Source organism: Paenibacillus piri, assembly GCF_004354045.1.
Lineage (GTDB): Bacteria > Bacillota > Bacilli > Paenibacillales > NBRC-103111 > Paenibacillus_S > Paenibacillus_S piri.
The window spans coordinates 317813-336993 of sequence record NZ_SMRT01000003.1 but is presented as its reverse complement, the minus strand read 5'-3'; the positions used below and the strand labels follow the sequence as shown (position 1 = coordinate 336993).

Annotated in this window: 15 protein-coding genes; 5 read left to right on the top strand and 10 right to left on the bottom strand. The window is 50.4% G+C overall.

Features of this window, described 5'->3' with window-relative positions; genetic code table 11:
- Positions 1-13: 13 nt before the first annotated feature.
- Entirely contained in the window at positions 14-787 is a 774-nt protein-coding gene (locus E1757_RS09715) for an ABC transporter ATP-binding protein (protein WP_133227177.1), read from the bottom strand.
- Between the two features lie 559 nt (positions 788-1346).
- On the opposite strand from E1757_RS09715, the gene E1757_RS09710 reads away from it, so the two are divergent.
- The 3 genes from E1757_RS09710 to E1757_RS09700 are packed head-to-tail and all read left to right on the top strand — an operon-like array spanning position 1347 to position 4569.
- The gene (locus tag E1757_RS09710; protein WP_133227175.1) at positions 1347-2132 is read left to right on the top strand and encodes an alpha/beta hydrolase family protein; all 786 of its coding nucleotides are present in this window, start codon (positions 1347-1349) and stop codon (positions 2130-2132) included.
- The gene (locus E1757_RS09705; protein WP_133227173.1) at positions 2129-3187 is read left to right on the top strand and encodes an aliphatic sulfonate ABC transporter substrate-binding protein; all 1059 of its coding nucleotides are present in this window, start codon (positions 2129-2131) and stop codon (positions 3185-3187) included. Before E1757_RS09710 ends, E1757_RS09705 begins: the two co-directional genes overlap by 4 nt.
- 29 nt (positions 3188-3216) lie before the next feature.
- Positions 3217-4569, top strand: coding sequence for an LLM class flavin-dependent oxidoreductase (locus E1757_RS09700; protein ID WP_165972042.1), 1353 nt, complete (start codon positions 3217-3219; stop codon positions 4567-4569).
- 105 nt (positions 4570-4674) lie between these two features.
- Here E1757_RS09700 and E1757_RS09695 read toward each other — a convergent pair whose 3' ends face one another.
- From E1757_RS09695 to E1757_RS09675, 5 genes are all read right to left on the bottom strand, one after another.
- Positions 4675-5832: a glycoside hydrolase family 172 protein gene (locus E1757_RS09695; RefSeq protein ID WP_133227171.1), complete on the bottom strand. Its 1158-nt coding sequence runs from the start codon at positions 5830-5832 to the stop codon at positions 4675-4677.
- A 29-nt stretch (positions 5833-5861) separates the two neighbouring features.
- Positions 5862-6971, bottom strand: a complete 1110-nt coding sequence (locus tag E1757_RS09690) for a glycoside hydrolase family 172 protein (protein WP_133227169.1) — start codon at positions 6969-6971, stop codon at positions 5862-5864.
- 103 nt (positions 6972-7074) lie between these two features.
- Positions 7075-7917 carry a carbohydrate ABC transporter permease gene (locus E1757_RS09685; protein ID WP_133227167.1) on the bottom strand — a complete coding sequence of 281 codons (843 nt, stop codon included), beginning with the start codon at positions 7915-7917 and terminating at the stop codon, positions 7075-7077.
- Between the two features lie 15 nt (positions 7918-7932).
- On the bottom strand, positions 7933-8823 hold the full coding sequence (locus E1757_RS09680) for a carbohydrate ABC transporter permease (RefSeq protein ID WP_133227165.1): 891 nt from the start codon (positions 8821-8823) through the stop codon (positions 7933-7935).
- A 31-nt stretch (positions 8824-8854) separates the two neighbouring features.
- On the bottom strand, positions 8855-10132 hold the full coding sequence (locus tag E1757_RS09675; protein ID WP_133227163.1) for a sugar ABC transporter substrate-binding protein: 1278 nt from the start codon (positions 10130-10132) through the stop codon (positions 8855-8857).
- 299 nt (positions 10133-10431) lie between these two features.
- On the opposite strand from E1757_RS09675, the gene E1757_RS09670 reads away from it, so the two are divergent.
- Both E1757_RS09670 and E1757_RS09665 read left to right on the top strand, forming a co-directional pair.
- Complete coding sequence (locus E1757_RS09670; RefSeq protein WP_165972041.1) at positions 10432-12276, top strand: sensor histidine kinase; 1845 nt, start codon at positions 10432-10434, stop codon at positions 12274-12276.
- Positions 12277-12292: 16 nt separating this feature from the next.
- On the top strand, positions 12293-13897 hold the full coding sequence (locus E1757_RS09665; protein WP_165972040.1) for a response regulator: 1605 nt from the start codon (positions 12293-12295) through the stop codon (positions 13895-13897).
- Between the two features lie 79 nt (positions 13898-13976).
- Here E1757_RS09665 and E1757_RS09660 read toward each other — a convergent pair whose 3' ends face one another.
- From E1757_RS09660 to E1757_RS09645, 4 genes are all read right to left on the bottom strand, one after another.
- Positions 13977-15575 carry a glycoside hydrolase family 32 protein gene (locus E1757_RS09660; protein WP_133227157.1) on the bottom strand — a complete coding sequence of 533 codons (1599 nt, stop codon included), beginning with the start codon at positions 15573-15575 and terminating at the stop codon, positions 13977-13979.
- A 178-nt stretch (positions 15576-15753) separates the two neighbouring features.
- The gene (locus tag E1757_RS09655; RefSeq protein WP_133227155.1) at positions 15754-17262 is read right to left on the bottom strand and encodes a glycoside hydrolase family 32 protein; all 1509 of its coding nucleotides are present in this window, start codon (positions 17260-17262) and stop codon (positions 15754-15756) included.
- A 35-nt stretch (positions 17263-17297) separates the two neighbouring features.
- The gene (locus E1757_RS09650) at positions 17298-18134 is read right to left on the bottom strand and encodes a carbohydrate ABC transporter permease (protein WP_246079108.1); all 837 of its coding nucleotides are present in this window, start codon (positions 18132-18134) and stop codon (positions 17298-17300) included.
- A 12-nt stretch (positions 18135-18146) separates the two neighbouring features.
- On the bottom strand, positions 18147-19058 hold the full coding sequence (locus E1757_RS09645; protein WP_220446494.1) for a carbohydrate ABC transporter permease: 912 nt from the start codon (positions 19056-19058) through the stop codon (positions 18147-18149).
- Positions 19059-19181 lie beyond the last annotated feature (123 nt).

Sequence of the window (19181 nt, the reverse complement as noted above, 5' to 3'; positions counted from 1 at the left end):
ATTTCAAAAAATGTTATATGCCCGAGCTGTCGATGAGCTCCAATTCCTCCACACGCTCGAATTCGTTCAAGACAAGCCTGCGGTACTCCTGAAAAGCGGTGCTCGACTTTTTGCGCGGATACGGCAAGTCGACGGGAACGATTTTGCGGATCGTACCGGGACGGGCATCCATAATTACTACCCGGTTCGCCAAATAAACCGCTTCGTCGATATCGTGCGTGACGAGAATCATCGTCGTCTGATTTTGCCGCCATATATCCAACAGCACCTCTTGCATATGGCTTCGGGTAAAAGCGTCGAGGGCGCCGAACGGCTCATCCAGCAGCAAAACCTTCGGGTTGCGGAGCAGCGCCCGGGCGATGGCCACACGCTGGGACATCCCGCCCGACAATTCGCGCGGGTACGCTTTTTCAAAGCCTTGGAGCCGTACGATGCCGACCAGTTCGTCAACTTTTTTACGAACCTCCGGCTGCTTGATCGATAAATCGGCGGCGATATTTTTCTCAACGGTTAACCACGGGAATAGACGGTGCTCCTGAAAAATAAATCCTTTATCGATGCTCGGACGGTCCACCTGGAGATTTTCCAACAGTACCTGCCCGTTATGAGCCGTATCCAGCCCCGCGATAATTTTCAGCAATGTGCTCTTGCCGCAGCCGCTTGGGCCGATAATCGTCACAAACTCGCCTCTCTTAACCTGCAGCTTGATGCTGCGCAGCGCTTGAACCGGCCCCTGAGGGGTATCGAACGTTTTGTTCAAATGATCGATGTCAAGTATCGTACTCATCCGAATCTCTCCTTTGTGCAGTGGTTGCTTGCAAAAGAAAAGCTACTGACCGAAGCCCTTCCGACGAAGATACATTCGTGTTTTTGCTAGCTTTTCTTGCAATATCAGAATGGATAAAAAAAGAGACAGCCCTTCGTCCGCCCTCCAAACAAGAGCGAATCGTCAGGAATGTCTCCGGCGTTCCGGTTGACCCCATAATTCCGATAAGTTTTGTGTGCTTTGTAGTCAGTATAGTACCGCCTGTGAAGAGTGTCAATATAAAATTGCTCTTTGAAACGGAGTGCACGTCTTTCTTTAAGTGAAGCACGGAACCGCGTCTGGCGACCGCTCGGCGGCTATTCAACCCCATCGGAGGACACGACAAAAAAATTTATCGGATGGGTATTGACGGTTCACCGGGTTGGCTGTTACTATTAGCCCAATAATACCAATTGAATTTGTCGGAATAAATTCCGGATATGTTGACCGTTCCAACGGAGGCATCCCTTAATCGTTTAAGGTGACCTCCGTTTTTTTATTTCGCGCAGCATTCACAACAAAGTGAGAGGGGCTTATCAGCATGGGAGTCAGCACTATTACATCAAAAGCATTTACGATTGAATTAGCCGGGGGCGGCGTTATTAACGGGGAAGTGAAGACGGTCGAGGACGGCGTCAGGAAACCGGTGCTGCTGCTGAGTCATGGATTCCGCGGTTTTAAGGATTGGGGATTTTGGCCTTATGCGAGCGCATCGTTCGCCCGTCAGCACTATTACGTCGTTACGTTCGATTTTTCGCGAATTTATATAAAAAACGGCGATTTCGACGAGGCCGCCAAGCTGGAAGCATTCACCGTCTCCAATGAATTGTCCGATCTGGACGCGCTGCTCCGTCACATCCGGGAACAGGCGTTGCCGCTCGCCGAGCTCTCAGACCCGTCCCGGATCGCCTTGCTCGGCCACAGTCGCGCAGGCAGCAGCAGCATCATCTTTGCTTCCGAGCATCCTGAGGTCGGAGCGATCGTCGCACTCAATGCCTCCGCTCACTTGACGCCGCAGGGCGAAGGCCGACAGGAAGCGGTCATCGCCGCAGATTTGGAACGGACGCCGGAGCGTTACGCGATCCCCCACAAGCTCGCCGCCTATCGCGGGGATGCGCTGATCATTCAAGGAGATGTGGATGCCGAACGGCTGCTGGCCGGCAATCAGGCGCTCCGGGCCGCTGCGCCGGATCAAACCTTTGTCACTATTCCGGGAGGCGACCATACGTTCGGCATCAGCCACCCGTTTCTGGACGCTACACCGGCCTTGAGCCAAGCGTTGGAAGCAGCGTCGTCCTTTTTAGCGAAATGGAGGAATCATCAATGAAAAACATATCCAAAACTTTAAAATCGACGAGCTTATTTCTCATAGCCTTGCTGACACTGGCGCTGCTCGCGGCATGCGGTCAAACGGCGGTGACGGCAGGCACCAAGTCTCAGGGCGCCGGCGATCCGAAGCAGGCCGAGGCGGCCAAGCCTAAAGAAAAGGTTGTCGTCAACATCGGGCTGCAGGGGAAAGTCAGTGTGCTGCATTACGCTCGCGAAAAGAAAATTTTTGAAGACGCATTTGCAAAAGTCGGAGCGGAGGTCAGATGGAGCGAATTCCAGTCCGGTCCTCCCTACTTTGAAGCGATGGCGGCAGGCCGTCTTGACCTTGGCTCCGTCGGCGGAACGCCCGTTGTAACCGGCCAGGCGGCCGATATCGAGTTCAAAGCGGTCGCGGTATACAGCGACGGCCGATCCAGCAACGCCATTGTGCTGCCCAAAACGAGCCCGATCAAAGATTTCAAGGAACTGAAGGGCAAAAAGCTGGCGATCGCCAAAGGCAGCTCGTCGTACTATTTCTTATATAAGCTGCTCGATATGAACGGCATGAAGGATACGGATTTGAAAATCATTCAGCTTCAGCCCGACGAGGCGAGACCTGCGCTCGAAACCGGGGCGATCGACGCATGGGCAACATCCGAGCAGCATGTCATTGCGGCCGAGGTACAGGTCGGCGCGAAAAAGCTCATCACGGGCGAGGACATTAAGCTGGATGCGCCGGGCTTTATAATTACCCGCACCAAATTCGCGCAGGAGCATCCGGAGCTGCTGGAGCTGTTCCTGAAAACCTACGAGCAGACCCGGATTTATTATGTCGCCCATCTGGATGAGCTGACCGATTATTTTGTCGGCACGACCAAGCTGGAAAAAGAAATCGTCAAACAAATTTTGCAGCGTTCGGCTCCGCTGTTGTCGCCGATTACGCCGGAGTTCGCCAAGGCGCATCAGACCCAGGCCGATTTCCTGTATGAAACCGGCGGTGTGAAGAAGAAGCTGGACACGTCCAAAGTCATGGACAACGCCTATATTGATAAAGCGCTTAAAAACTTGAAGTAATCCCACTAAAATACGACGAGGTGATACAGATGAGCTTGAATCCATCCGGCAAGCAGCTGCATTTGAACGTATTCGTGTCGGGAACGGGGCATCACGAGGCTTCATGGCGCCATCCGCAGGCTTCCCCGGAACGGAACGTCGATGTCCGCTATTTCCAAAACATCGCGCAAATTGCCGAACGGGGCAAGCTGGACTCCTTGTTTCTGGCCGACAGCTACGTGGTCGATGCGGATGTCCGCTACCGCAATGTAACCCGGCTCGAGCCGCTTACGCTGCTGTCCGCCCTGTCCGTCGCAACCGAACGGATCGGTCTGATCGCGACGGCCGCTACAACTTATAACGACCCGTTTCATATTGCGCGGAAGTTCGCTTCGCTCGATCATATCAGCGGGGGCCGCGCAGGCTGGAATATCGTCACGGCCGGGACAGAGGCGACCTCCTTCAATTTCGGCCGCGACGAGCATCTCAATCACGCTCTCCGCTACAAGCAGGCGGAGGAGTTCGTCGAAGTCGTCACCCGGCTGTGGGACAGCTGGGACGAGGACGCGCTCGTCATCGACAAGGAGGCGGGACTGTTTGCCGACGGCGGCAAGGTGCGGGAAATTCATTTTAAAGGCGACCATTATGCCGTACGCGGCCCATTGAACCTGAACCGGCCGCCGCAAGGGTATCCGGTGCTCGTGCAGGCCGGCTCCTCGGAAAGCGGCAAAGAGCTGGCCGCCAAGACCGCGGAAGTTATTTTCACCGCTGTCCAAACGCTTGCCGAAGCACAGCAGTTTTACAGCGATGTCAAATCCAGGCTCGCCAAATATGGAAGGACGCATGATCAGCTTACGATCCTTCCCGGCCTTAGCCCGATTATCGGAGACACGGAAGCGGAAGCGAAGGAGCTGGAGCAGTCGCTGCAGCAATTGACGATTCCGGCCTACGGCCTCGCCCGGTTATCCAGACTGCTCGGTACGGATATGTTCAATTACGATCTTGACGGGCCGGTCCCGATCGGAGATTTGCCCGGAATCGATGCGATCAACGGCAGAAAAGCCCGCTACCAGCTGCTGGTCGATCTCGCCGTCCGCGAAAACTTGACGATCCGGCAGCTTATTCTCAGGACGGCCGGCGCCCGCGGTCACCTCACCTTTACAGGCACGCCGCTGCAGGTGGCGGATTTAATCGAGAACTGGTTTAAAAACGGCGGCTCGGACGGCTTCAACGTGATGCCGCCCCTGCTCCCGCTCGGCCTGGAAGCATTCGTCGACAAGGTCGTGCCGGAGCTGCAAAACCGCGGCCTGTTCCGGACGGATTACGAAGGCACGACGCTGCGTGACCACCTGGGCCTAACGAAGCCCGTCAACAAGTTCAGCAGATCGGGCGTTGTGAAGTAATTTTGTAGCTTGGCAGCATCGCAAACAGACCCAGGTTTTCGATCCGGGTCTGTTCGGGTCTGTTGCGGAAGGCAGGCATACCGACTTCCATGGGTCCAAAAAGGACTATAGCGTCTGATAAAAAAGCCTGGCGCTTTCTTTTTGCGAAACCGGCAATCGTTTGGAAACCGGCAGCATCTCCGGGTATTTTTTGTGAGGCTCCCTCTGGTACCAATAAGCAACCGAAGCATAATCGTTCGATTGGGAGTTGCCGTGACCATGCTCGATGCTGAAAACCAGCGACTTGCGGAAAATGATCGGGTCGACAATATGGAAGCGGTATTGAGTCCATTTGCCGGAATAATCGTTAAACGATTTCGTACCGCTCTCTTTCCAGGCATCCCCGTATCCGTGCAACGGCGCAGCGAGTGACACACCGTGATAAGGGCTGTCGTATTTATTGGAAGGATATCCCCAGGCCGCGCAGAAATAATCCTCGGTGCCGGTTCCATGCAGTCTTGGCGGCCACGGCTCTCCGTCGATGAAGAACATGTCGTCGCCTTCCCCGGGCCAGCTGAATCCGGGCATCGGATTGAGATGGTCGATGCTCAGATTACATCCGACATAATGTCCTTCGCCTTCCGCATCCAATAGCACGTAGTTCTCATCGCCCGACAGATTGGCAATATCGTACACGATCTGTTCCGAATATCGGGGATCGTCCTGCCGATCGTGCACCGCCTTAAGTGCCGTTAAATCGACCGTTCCTTTGGTCGGCATTTCCCTTCTCCATGAAGCGTGGAAATAAAAACTGTCATCGGGAACCTCTTTCTCCACATAATCAATGTAATAATAAAGAATGATCTCATTTTCGCATTCATTGACAATTTCAATTTTGGCCCCCTTCCGGTACGGCATTTCGAAGAAGCAGTTCATCGCCGCTTTATCCTCCACAACGCCCTGTGTCGTGATCATATTCAGCGGCAGTGAAACATAATGGCTGGCAACGCCATGCCCTACCCCGAAAAAATCGCCTACCGGCGAATCGACGCTCGGCTCGCTCTCGTGATCCCAATACATCCGGATCAGTGCCTTGCGGAACGAATATTGATCCTTGGCCGCCATCGTCATCCAAATATGCTGAATGATCCCGGATCCCTCCATTTCGGCAATGACGGCGGTTGAGCCCGCTCCGATCGTAATGCGGTCTTTATTTCTTCCCGAACGGTCCCAGCTTGATTGACGCTGCGACTTCCCTTCCTTTCGTAAAAACAAATTATTCATGTACAGCCCTCACCTTTCTGTTGTGGTCATTATCTCGGCCATCGTTTTTGTGCCGGTATCAGCGGACTGAACGGCGTATGCGGCTCGCTCTGGTACCAATAAGCTACAGTCGCAACATCGTCCTGCCTTTCAAACAAGCCAAGGTTGCATACACCGATTTGCTGAACGGTTACCTTCAAGTCGGTTTCAAACCGGATCGGGTCCATGATATGCCATCTGTAAAAGCTTCTCATAGGCGGGCAATCTCCCAAAAATCGGTGGCTGTAGTTGATCTCCGCATTGGAATAGAACGGATAGCCCAGGAATGGAGTTTGAAACGTCGTTTCCACCGCTTTTTCGCCACCATTGGCCGTAATAAATCCCCAGGCGCCTCCAAAATAGTCCTCCAGGCCGGTGCCGCAAATGGTCGGATACTCCCGATCGCCGTCCATATAAAACTTGACTTCGCCTTCCCCGTACCAATACCGCTCCAATGCGCTTAGCGCCATATACGTTCCGATATAATGCCCTTTTCCTTTTACCTGATCCAAAATGACGTAATCCTCTCCCGGCACCGTTATCGGCTGTCTTCTCCACTGCGCATGGAAATAAGCGGCTTCATCGGGAATAGCGTCGTACAGACAGTAGTCGATTTGGAAGAAAAAACGTTCAATATCGCACGGATGCTCATTCAGCATAGCTACGCGCGCTTTTTTCCGGAATGGCATCGGGAAGTAACAGTTGAATCCGCGGGTCGGATTGACCACGATCGGCATGGAATTTACAGTATACGTAGCAGCGAAGCCGCTGCAAAAAAAATCGCCCAGTGGAGATTCGACTGACGGCGTCTCCTCGTCGTCCCAATAGATGCGAATTACCAGATCCCGCAGTACAAAAAAACCATGCGGCGTAGTATCTCGCACCGTCATCCAAATATGCTGCAATACCCCGGGCCCGTCGATCTGAGCCAATACGGTTTCTTCACCCGCTTTCAGCTTCACGCATGGCCTTCCTTTTCTCGACGGTCCTAACCGGCTCGCTTCCTTGCCGCCGCCTCCCTTGCTTCCGTCATGGTTTTCTCCGCTTATGGACCTGCTTCTGCCATTAGAGGTCAGCGGCAGTGCAGATAAACTGTTAATAAAAGAGCTTGTATTATTCACGGTGACATCTTCCCCTTCTTAGTAGGATTACACAATAAATCGGGGGCTCCCCCAAAAGTAATCGGAGTTGCTTCGAAGCATCGCTTCACTTTTGGGAGACCGGTTATTGCTTAACCCCACCCGCCATCATGCCTTCCATAATATTTTTCTCAAAAATAAGTACGAAAATTATGATCGGGAGAATAATAAACCAGCCCATCGCACTTATTAAATCCCAAGGCAGCTCATAGTCGTTTTCTCTCGGCAAGCTTGTGATGCCAACGCTGAGAAGACTGATATTATGCGAAAAAAACAGCGGAGTAAAAAACTCATTCAGGCAATGAATAAAATTGATGATACTGATTGTCGCTACAGCCGGCTTCATTAACGGGAACACAACCTTGAACAAAATTTGCATGTTGTTGGCGCCGTCCACATGGGCCGCTTCTTCAATGGAAACCGGAATCTGCTTGACGAAATTGTAAAGTATCAGCACTGAAAAAGGGAGCAGCGAGCTCGTGTACAAGATGGTCAACCCGGTAAACGTATCGACCATGTTAACAGATTTCATAAAATCGTATAGCGGTCTTGCCGTAACAATGGGCGGAATCATGGCGGAAAAAATCAGCAGCTTAAAGGCGCTGTCGATTCCTTTCGAGTCATCATGTCTCGCGAACGCATAAGCCGCAATAACGCCAAGAATAATCGATGCCAGCAGCGAAACGGCCGTGATCAGCAGCGTGTTATAGGCCATCTCCCCAATGCCCAAATTTTTATATAAATGGATATAGTTCTGTAATGTAAGTGTATCCGGCAAATAATCAATCGGTGTTTTAAAAGCCATCTGCTTAGGCGTCAAAGATGAAATTAAAATCCAGTACAGTGGAAACAGGATAACGAAAGAAACGATCAGCGTTAGTCCCCATCTTAAAGCAAAAGCTGCAGCTTTCATCGTTCGGATGCTCATATGCTCTCCCTTCCATTAATGCTCCGTACGTTTGATTGCAACAAGATTCAGACTGCTGAAAACGACCATAATCAGAAATAAGCAAACGGCGATTGCGGAAGCATAGCCTATATTCAAATTCGTGAAGGCCTCGACCGAGATTCGATACGCCAGCAAGCTTGTCGCATCTCCCGGACCGCCTGTGGTCATGGCGTATACGATGTCGTAGCTGACGATTCTCCACAGAGTAAAGAAAATGCAAAGCGTCAGCAAGGTTCTCATCAGCAGAGGCATCGTGATTGCCCAAAACGATTTGACCGCACCCGCTCCGTCGATTTTCGCGGATTCATAAATTTCATCCGGAATAAACTGCAGGCCGGCAAGCAGCAGAATAGCAAAAAACGGAACATCCTTCCATAAATCCACCATAATTACAGCAAGTCTCGCCGACGCCGGATAAATGAGCCAATCGAATTGGAAATCCGGATTAAATCTCCGGATCAAATCGTTGATTAATCCATACGTGTTGTTGAACGCCCACTTGGATGCGAGACCGGTTACGATCATCGGCATTGCCCAAGGAATCAGTGTCACCGTCCGCAAAAATTTTTTCCCTTTAAACCGCACATTGAGCAGCATCGCGACAAATATTCCGAAAATAATATGAAACGCCATGGAAACAGAGGTAAAGATCAGCGTAAACTTAATGGATGTCAGCACTTTTTCATCCTGAAGAACGGTAACAAAGTTGTCGAAGCCGATAAAAGTCCAATCCCCCCCTTTAAATATATTAATCTCGAAGAGGCTGCTGACAAACGTTACGACTGTCGGGTATAGTGTTGTAAATGCTCTTATGAGCAGCACGGGCAAGATGAACAGCCATGCTATAGTCAGCTTGCCCGGGGACAGCTTAAAAGCCGCTTTCATTGATTGTTCTCCTTCCCAACGAACATCCGCCCTACTTCTTGAGTCGTTGAATTTCCTTCTGCGCTTGTACCGCCGCTTCATCCAGGCTGATTTCGTTCGTGACATACTTTTGGAAAATTGCTCCGATTCCGTTCACAAATTCCATCGTTTGCGGAACAAGCGGACGTCCGCGCAGCGTACTGGTTTGAAGATATTTTTTCACGCTGTCCAGACCTGGTGCGTTGAAATTTGGATCGTTGATGACGTCGATTCTGGACGGCAATCGTCCCGACATTTGATTGTAAGCCATTTGTCCTTCCTTGCTTACCGCATAGCCTAATACTTTTTTGGCCGCATCCTTTTTCTTGGACGATTTATTCAGTACATAGTGCCAGGAGGACATGTAAGCATTATTGGTAGCAAAGGTCGGCATAGGTTCGATCTGCAGCTGTTCCGGCTTATATTTCCCCGCATCAACGAATTTCGGAATGGAGCTGGTGTACATGAACATCATGCCGTATTTGCCGTCGATAAACTTCTGAATCATCGGGTCATAAATATCGGCAAGCTGGGCGATCGGCGTTACTTTATCCTTATTTGCCAGATCGTACATGAACTGCAGCGCTTCCCGCGTTTTCGGATTGTTCCAATCGTAATAGTCACCGCCGAATAAATTGATGAATGTTCCGATTTCATTAAAAACATAGCTTTTTTCCCATGAACCGCCATAACCGAAAACCCCGTTTTTCGTAACTGCCTTCGCATACGCCAAGAACTCCTCTTTGTTCGCAGGAACCTTCATATCGGCTTGCTTCAGCAGCTCATGATTGACCCAGAATGCCAGTATTCCCAAATAAGTCGGAACGGAATAAATGCCGTTGTCGATCACGATCAYATCTTTAACGTACTGTTCCGGGAACGCCTTCACATTTTCCGGTGTCATAATGTCTTTTTCAAGCGGTTCCAGAAACCGTGCTTTCGAAAACGCCGTAATCAACTCGTCATTAACATGCATAATATCGACGGAGCTGTCGCCCGACGATAAAATCGTCGTCATTTTTGCGACCCTGTCGTCCGGATTGGATGGACTGCCGACAGCATTGATCTTCACGCCGGTGGCATCTTCGATTTTCTTTTGATAATCTTTCCAGCCCGGAAGCGTCACGTCATTGGTCATAATCGTAATGTTCTCCTGCTCCCCGGACGATTTGCCGTTTTTTGCTGCGCTTTCATTAGGGGCCGTACTATTGCTTGCCGAGCACCCTGAGAAGGCAAGAGCGGAAACAATAACGCTCATTCCAATGCCCGCCGCTTTTTTAAATGTACTCATGTGTGAACCCTCCTTATTTGTATCTTCGCTCCGGTTTGGCCTTCGCTTCGAGTTCCATTATATGAATATATTGAAAGCGTTTAAATATAAAAATCCACGTTATTAATATAATATTTCACGCAATTGCAATTGCAAACGCCCGTAATCACCCGGATATTACCAATTCTCCACCACCACTTGCACGCCCACATTTGATATGATATATTGATTCAATCTTTGACCCCCGATCATAACGAAACGCAGTGTAAGCGCTGTCTAACTACGAGCGCAGCTTTTACTCTCAACGGTTGGTGATGACTATGTCGATTTTATCCAAATTGCAAACCTTGATCCGCATCAAATTAAGCGGCTTCCGCAACAAGCTTGTTTTCAGCTTTTTGCTGATCTCGATTATCCCGCTCATAATGGTCGGCGTCGTAACCTATACATTATCTTACAACATCGCTAGAAACGGCATCCTGGACTCGATCACCTATACGAACAATCAGCTCAACGAAACGCTTGCCAACCGGTTTAAACAAATGCAGAACGCATCGAATGCCATGCAATTTTATATGTATACGTTAATATTGCAGCCAAGCTCTTCGATTACAAGCCAGCTCGACAAGTTCAACTACATCAAGAACAATATATCGAACTTGCAATACACCTTCGATTTTTTTAACATCAGCGTCTATACGAATCCGGAGTTTCTGTTCAGCAATCAGGGCATTACTTACTTTAAAATTGAAGAGTTGGACCGGCACCGGATTTCTTCCGAATTTCTAAAAAACAATCTCAACCGTCTGCATTGGGGATTATTTCAAAATCTGAAGGAACCCATCATTTCCGGCAAATCGACCAGCAGCTACATTTCCGCATACAGCGCTTTCAAAAAGCAAGACAGCGGCAATCTGGAATATGTGTATTTTATCGATATTGACGAAGCCGAAATTTCCAAGCTTCTGACGGACAGCAGTCCCCATCCGTCGGTACAAAGCTATATCGTCGATCAATCCGGACGGATTATATCGCATGCAAGCCGATCTGAACTAGGCAAAGCCATCGACCTCAATCTTCTGGCTGCCGTCAAGCAAAATACCGGAACCGGCAAACCGTTTTTGTTTAACAACCAGCAGCAAATCATTGTCAAATATAATCAGGTTACGGACTGGTATGTCGTTACCGAAGTTCCGGTCCAGTACATTATGAACAATATTAATATTTKGGTTAATATTTTGCTGGTCACGCTTGTCCTCGTCATTATCGTTTCAATAGTGTCCAGCATATTTATTTCCAACAGCTTGAGCACCAAAGTCAGAACGATGTCCAAAGTCATGTTCTCCTTCACGCTTCAGGATAACAACGATAAATTGATCCAATTGAAAATCCCGGTCAATAATGAAGAGGTTTACCGGGACGAGCTGGACCGGCTTGCCCTTGTCTTTAACGCGATGATTGAAAAAATGGACGACAATTTCAACAAGCTGCTGGCGATGAGTCTGCATGAAGAAAATCTTCGTTACCAGCTGCTTCAATCCAAAATCAACCCGCACTTTTTGTATAACATATTGGAGTCCATTAAAACATGCCAAACCTTGGGAAGGACGGACGATGCCAACGCAATGCTGTCGCGGCTGGCGAAATTTTACAGGCTGATTCTCAAAAAAGGGGATGAGCTGATCCGGGTTCAGGACGAATTGGAAATTGCCGTGCTTTATCTGGAAATGGAAAAGCTGAACCGGCAGCAAATGTTCTCGTGGACGATACAAACGGATGACTCGATCGAACACTTCCTGATTCCCAAGTTTTCTCTGCAGCCGATATTGGAAAATTGCATACGTCACGGTTTATCAAGCGGCGACAAACCGATGGAAATCATGATCGCCATCACTTACAGCGACGAAGATATCGTCATTACGATAAAAGACAACGGCATTGGAATCAGCCGCGACCAATTACATCAGATCCAGCAATCGTTGGAGCAGTCGCTTAAGGAAAAAACGATCGACACGAAACAGTTCTACGGGCTTAGCAACGTCAACCTGCGGCTCTCTTTATATTCGCGGAACGGCGCCGGTCTGAAGATTGACAGCACGGACAACGCCGGCACGACGGTAACGGTAACGATACAGCAAATGATACCCGATGAAATCGCCTTTTAAGAAAGGATGGAACGATATGAAACAGGTCATTGTTGTCGATGATAACGAGCTTTCCGTTGAAGGCATTTGCAAAAATATCGATTGGAGCCGGTTCGGAGCGAAGGTGTGCGCCACATGCACGAATGCCAACGATGTGCTCGATGTCATCGGGGCTGTTGAAGCCGACCTCATCATTTCCGATATTTGCATGCCCCAAATGAGCGGACTGGAGATGGCCCGAGTCATTCTTAAAAACAAGCCTCATATGAAAATTATTTTCATAAGCGCGTATGACGATTTCAAATATGCGAAGGAGGCGATCCGGCTCGGAATATGCGATTATGTCGAGAAGCCGGTCGATTACGCCTATTTGTCGGAAGTTATTGATAAAGTGCTTCAGCAATCGCAGGAGGAGAAGCGGCTTTTGGAGCAGCTGCAGCAAAGCCGCCCGGCTCTGCTGCAAAAATGCTTTAACGATCTGATCAATTCCAGTCCGGATTATGCCGAGTTCCAGCTTGTCGATCAGGCCAAGTATGTGGATCTTGATTTATCGGCAGAGGAATATTTATGTGCGGTTATTCGGATCGACAACTCAATCGAAATCAAAAGTACATTCGGCATCGAGAGATACCACGTTCTGATGATGAGTTTGATGAATGACCTCGACCATACGCTATCCCGGGACCATATTTGTTATTGCAGCAATCAAGGGAGTCACATCATTGTCATATTGGGGAACAGGCAACAGCAGCTCCATTATATTCGTATGATTTACGAACAACTATCGAGGTTTAATAAGAAGCATGAAACCTCCCCTCTCTCGATGACGATCGGCATCGGTGACATCGTTTCCAGCATATGGAGCATTTCCGTCTCTTATCAGCAGGCTAAGCACGCTCTGGAATATAAGTTCATCTTCGGCGAAGGTCACATTTTTAGCATCCGGGATATTAAAAGCAACCATCCGTCGCCTATATTTTTTACGGACGGCAGCGAGGAAGCGCTCGTTCGCCTCATTTCGCAAAAGGACATTGCCGGAATGAAGCAGTTTACGGATGATTTGGCAGTCCAATGGGCGCAGCACTATTACGATAAGAACGGGATCGCAGCTTATATTTACTCGCTGCTGGCCCGGTTGACCCGATACTTATACGATACCGGGATCGATCATCTTCAAATACGCAATATGATAACGGACATTTTTGCCGATTTCGATCAATTCCAGACAAGCGAGCAAATATGCAGCCGCTTATACGATATTTTTGTTGAGTCGTGCCAAATTTTACAACAGTCGGTCGAAACCCATCATCATCAAATCGCAGAACGCGTCATCCATTACATTGAGCATCACTACATGAATATCGATCTTAGCTTGAACGATATTTCGTCCAGCGTGAATGTCAGTCCATCTTATTTGGGCGCCGTGTTCAAAAAGGCAAAAGGGCAAAACATTTCCGATCTGATTACAACCGTTCGGATCAATAAGGCCCAGGAGCTTTTAAGCCATACCAATTTGAAGATGATGGAGATCAGCGAAAAAATCGGATATTCCAACCAATACTATTTTAGCGCTTGCTTCAAAAAGAAAATGGGGGTCACCCCTACCGAATACAGGTTGAATGTCATGAATACGAAGCTTTAAGCCGGTATAATAGCGATACGAAAAAAGGCTCCGCCGAAAACACATGGAACAACGTCCAATGCCTTCGGGGAGCAGCCTGTCATTCCGCGCTGTATATATCTTTCATCTGCCATGCATCGAGCGATTTGAGCACTGCGCTTTTGCCTTGCGACCGTAAAGATACGCCGACGCTGTCTTCGCGGCCGGGGTAGACGCGCAGGGCCGCATAACGCTTGCCGTTAACAAACACTTCGACCACGCTTTTGTCGATAAAGATGCGCAGCTTCAGCGTTTCACCCTTGCCTAGCGCTACGGAGGCCGTCTCCGGAGCGCGCGGCACGGCATCCTCAAGCGTGGAGGAATAGGACGAATCGATCGAAATGAGGCTATCGGCCACCGTGTCGCCGTACAGCTTGTAGCCTCTCTCCCTGTAAAACGCGATGCGCGTATACTCCTCTTTGTTCGGGGAGCGCAGAACGTTCAATTCGACCATCGGCGCATCCTTCGTATCAATCTCGGCGTAAAGCTCCATCGCATTGCCCCGTATCGGCTCCAGAACGATCTCGCGGTTCGCGGGCAGCTCCAGCTCTTCCACTTTCCGGTGGTCATGGCGCAATGCGGCGATATCGCCTGCCGGCTCCATCCCGAGCTCATCCCGGCCGAGCAGCGACAGCTTCATCGGAAGGCTCATGATCTGGTTCCATTCGCCAGTCTTCTTGCCCTCGTTGATGTTGAAGATGGCGATTACGTTCCCTTGGCCGTCGGGAGTTGCAGACGGCGCATGGACGCCGCCAGGACGGACAGAGCCGAAGTTAAACCGGTGATGGGAGCTGACGACGAACTTGTCCCGCTGTTGGTCGTAATCCCCGAGAAGCGCCTGCCCGCCACTCATATGGCTGAAGAACAGCAAAATATGGCGGTCGCCGATCGGCCAGAAGTAAGGGCAGGCTCCATCGTCGCCAAGCAGCGTAAATCGGTCGCCCTCGTCGAACGGATGCATGTATTCCCATGTCCGCAAATCGGGCGAGCGGAACAGGAAGTCCGTCCTGACCCGCTTGCCGCTTCCGCTGTACTTATCCGGCAGCGTTTCCCCTGACAGCGAGTAGTACATGCCGTCCTTTTTCCAGATGCACGGATCAAATATCCAGTAATCATCCTGATCTCCGGACGGATAAGGTCTGGCGGATTGCCCTATCCTCTCCCAATCCTTCGGCTTCGGAATGACGGCTCCATCCGTAAGTTTCTCCCAGTTCAGCAGCAGCGGATCGCTCGATACGGCCACCATATTGCCGACTTCGGTTCCGTGGTACATGGCGATGACCCGGTCATCCTCTACCAGCGTGGAACCGGAGAACACGCATTTCTCCGGATGCGGGTAGATCGCGTAAGGGAGGTCCTTCCAATGGATCAGATTGTCGCTTACCGCATGCCCCCAATGCTGGCGCGGGTCTTCCGGCGGATAGCCCTGATAAAAGAGATGCCATTTCCCGTTCCAGAAGCATAAGCCATTCGGATCGTTCAATGTGCTCTCCGGACTGACGAAATGATACGACGGCCGGTACCGGTCCGCCGCCTGCTTGCGCCGGGATTCGACCAGCCTGTGCAGCAAAGGGTTTTCCTCCAGCTGCTTCAGCTGCTCCTCAAGCGTGCTAGCGAAATGAAATTGGGGTACGCGCGATGTATAATCTTTGTTTTGCATCTTCTATTCAGCTCCGTCCAGTATAATGAAAAATCCGCGAATCACAGCCGCAAAGCGGGCGGATTCGATTTTGGCGCATGATGAACGGCATCATCCGGGAGAAAGTCCGGCGAGCGTTCCCCCGGGAACGATACCGCCCTCTGCGCGCTTTTATTAACTGCACATTCAAAGCGCACGGTCACGCTTGCGGTTCCCAGATCGAACCGAGCTCCCATACCGCAAGCGACAGCAGCTTCACGGCGCCGCCGAGGGCATACAGCTCCAGCCCTCTGCTGTCCGGCTGCGGATAAATCCGGTTTGAAATCGCGGATTGGCCGTTATTGACGAACACTTCGACCGATGACCGGTCCACGAAAATATGCAGCTTCAATACGCCAGCCTCCGAAGAAACGGGGGCGATGCTGATACCCGGATTGCCCGCGCTGTCGGCCCGGCTTCTGTCGAAGACGACCCGCTTATCGGCCGCATCGTAGTAGACAGCCGTTTCTTCGCCGCCATTCCCGGAAACCCGCAGCTTCAGACCGAATTCGCTTGCGCTGCAGGATGCCAGATCGAATTCCGCCATGATTTCCAGCGAATCGCCCTGCACGCCGGCCAGCAAATTCGCGGAATCCGGGGAGACAAGCGTTTCGTTCAGCTGCTTGCAGCCGGTGCGCAGCTGCGCCAATTCCGGCACAGGCTGCGTGACAAGCCTCCCTTCGCCGTCCAGCGCCAGCTCACGCGGAATCGATAACGCGCCTGCCCAGCCTCCCTGCTGCGTCGGCATGCCGACGTCCCAGCAATCGAGCCAGCCGATCATGATTCTTCTTCCCCGGTCATCCTCTAACGTTTGCGCCGCATAAAAATCGAAGCCGAAATCCATTTCTTCCGTCGATTCCGGTGTGAAGCGGCCTGTATCATAATTCATTTTTCCGACAAAATAAATCGTTTTCCTCCGTTCCAGACCCATCGGCGATACGATCAGGACATGTTTATCGCCAAGGTCGAACAAGTCGGGACACTCCCACATATAGCCCTGCGTACCGTCGCTTTCCAAGACGACCCCTTTATAGGCCCACTCCGACAGATCGGAAGATTCGTATAAGAGCGCCTTCCCTACCTGATCCTTGGTCGAGCCTACGACCATATACCAGCGGTCCGCATGCTTCCATACCTTTGGATCCCGAAAGTCCTTGGACCCGTCCGCCGGAGGCTGCGCGATCACGGGATTAGCGGTGTGCTTGACAAACGTGATGCCGTCCCGGCTTGCGGCCATACACTGCACCTCTGTCCGGTTATGCCGGTTTTGTCGGTTAATACCGCCGTCGTAGGTGACTCCCGTATAAAAAAGCAGCATTCCCCCTTCGTGTTCAACGGCGCTGCCGGAAAAGCAGCCCCCGTTATCGTACGGCTCGCTTGGCGCCAACGCAATCGGCCGATGCTTCCAATGGACCAAATCCTCGCTTGTTACATGTCCCCAGTGCATCGGCCCCCATTGAACGCCGTAAGGATGGTGCTGAAAAAATACGTGATACTCGCCCTTATATTGCATCAGACCGTTCGGATCGTTTATCCAATTGGCCGGAGCCATGATGTGATAGTTCAAGCGGTGCGGGTTGCCGGCTGCGATCATTCGCGCCTTGTTGATCTCCGCGTCTGCCGCTGCCGTTAATTGGTCATGCGCTGGTCTTTGATTTGCCTCCACCATGTGTCCATCCTTCCGGTCTGCTTCTATTTTTATAGTTATCCTTTTATTCCTGAAAGGGCGATCCCTTCAATAAAATATCTTTGAGCAAACAGATAGACGACTATGACAGGGCCGAGCGCCATCGTGGCCGCCGCCATCAGCAATGTATAATCAACTTGGTTGAAATCGGAAAAGAACGCCAACCCTACGGGTAATGTCCGCATTTCATTGCTGCTGATGAAAATAAGCGGATGCAGCAAATCGTTCCACGATCCCATAAATACAAAAATAGCTAAGGCGGTAAGCGCCGGCTTCGACAACGGCAGCATGATGTTCCAAAAAACGCGCAGCGGATTGCAGCCGTCAATAATAGCCGCTTCTTCCAATTCTCTCGGTATCGTCATAAAAAATTGGCGAAGCAGGAAAACCCCGAATGCGCTAACCAATTTCGGCACGATAAGCGACGAATGGGTATCCAGCATATCCAGGTAGTTCATGACGACAAACTGCGGAATCAGCTTCACATGTTCCGGCACCATCATCGTCGCCAAATAAACGACGAACAGCCATTCCCGGCCGGGGAACCTCATTCTGGCAAACGCATAAGCGGCGGTTGCGGACGTGGCGACCTGCCCGATCGTAATCAGGCTGGCTACCTTCAAGCTGTTCAGCATCTGGGTAAAGAGCGGGACCCGATCCAGCGCCCCGGGATAATTGGACCAATCGAACTTCTCCGGTATCCACTGCGGCGGAAAAACAAATTCGGTGCCGGGCTGCTTCAAAGAGGTGGACAGCATCCAAACGAACGGCATCACCATCATGAGAGCGCCAATCAACAAAACGATATGCGAAACGAAAGGCTTTATCTTATTCGACACTACATTCATATTCATGAATATCCTCCATTAACGATAGAAAACCCATTTATTCTGTAGCTTCATTTGAATAAGGGTAATAATCAGAATAATGATGAACAGTACCCATGCCACAGCCGAGGCGTAACCCAGTTTGAAATATTCGAACGCGTTCGTATAAATATAGTAAACCAGAACCTGAGTTGAGTATCCCGGTCCGCCTTTCGTCAGGATATACATTTGATCGAATATTTGGAACGACCGGATAATCGCCATAATCAGAACGAAAAAGGTGCTGTACGAAACCAACGGAATCGTAATGTGACGCGCTTTATACCATGCATTAGCCCCGTCGATATCCGCCGCTTCGTAATAATCCCTCGGAATGCCTTGCAATGCCGCAAGAAAAATAACCATATCGAAGCCGATATGCTTCCATACCGACATGATGATGACGGAAGTCATCGCCCACTCCGTACTGGTCAACCACCCCGGTCCATTGATCCCGAAAATACCGAGAAAATAGTTCAGCAGACCGAAATCTTTCTCAAATATCCATTTCCAAACGACCGCGCTCCCCGCTGCAGAAGCCATAACAGGAAGAAAATAAACGGTCCGGTATAAATTCGTTCCCTTCAATCCTTGATTCAGCAGCACAGCAACAATAAAGGAAATGATCATGCCGACAGGTATCGTTACAATGGTAAATATAAAAGTATTTTTAAGAATAGTTCCGAACAGGTCGTCCTTTGCCAAAGTCTCGAAGTTGCCCAATCCTGCAAACCGGGGTTCGCTCAACAAATCCCATTCAAAAAAGCTTAAGAAGAAAGAGCTTACGGTAGGCAAAATTATAAAAAGCAGGAATCCGATGAGGCTGGGCGTCAAAAACAGAAACGCATACCACATTTCTTGACGTTCCCGTCGGCTTCTTCTTGTTTTCTTTTGAGCCTTCGCTTGAATCATACTTTCAGCTCCCGCATGCAATGCCAACTATGATTCCTCCTTTCAACCGGCATCGATTCTGCTGTATCCGAAGGGGCGAGCCCCTTCCTTCCCAACGCGCGCGAATCCCGGGCGCGTTGGAAA

Bases quoted from the DNA above. Each gene is read 5' to 3' on its own strand.
- E1757_RS09655 (WP_133227155.1), bottom strand. From the start codon at position 17,262: ATGGTGGAGGCAAATCAAAGACCAGCGCATGACCAATTAACGGCAGCG.
- E1757_RS09695 (WP_133227171.1), bottom strand. From the start codon at position 5,832: ATGAATAATTTGTTTTTACGAAAGGAAGGGAAGTCGCAGCGTCAATCA.
- E1757_RS09710 (WP_133227175.1), top strand. From the start codon at position 1,347: ATGGGAGTCAGCACTATTACATCAAAAGCATTTACGATTGAATTAGCC.
- E1757_RS09660 (WP_133227157.1), bottom strand. From the start codon at position 15,575: ATGCAAAACAAAGATTATACATCGCGCGTACCCCAATTTCATTTCGCT.
- E1757_RS09700 (WP_165972042.1), top strand. From the start codon at position 3,217: ATGAGCTTGAATCCATCCGGCAAGCAGCTGCATTTGAACGTATTCGTG.
- E1757_RS09715 (WP_133227177.1), bottom strand. From the start codon at position 787: ATGAGTACGATACTTGACATCGATCATTTGAACAAAACGTTCGATACC.
- E1757_RS09650 (WP_246079108.1), bottom strand. From the start codon at position 18,134: ATGAATATGAATGTAGTGTCGAATAAGATAAAGCCTTTCGTTTCGCAT.
- E1757_RS09685 (WP_133227167.1), bottom strand. From the start codon at position 7,917: ATGAGCATCCGAACGATGAAAGCTGCAGCTTTTGCTTTAAGATGGGGA.
- E1757_RS09665 (WP_165972040.1), top strand. From the start codon at position 12,293: ATGAAACAGGTCATTGTTGTCGATGATAACGAGCTTTCCGTTGAAGGC.
- E1757_RS09705 (WP_133227173.1), top strand. From the start codon at position 2,129: ATGAAAAACATATCCAAAACTTTAAAATCGACGAGCTTATTTCTCATA.
- E1757_RS09645 (WP_220446494.1), bottom strand. From the start codon at position 19,058: ATGATTCAAGCGAAGGCTCAAAAGAAAACAAGAAGAAGCCGACGGGAA.
- E1757_RS09680 (WP_133227165.1), bottom strand. From the start codon at position 8,823: ATGAAAGCGGCTTTTAAGCTGTCCCCGGGCAAGCTGACTATAGCATGG.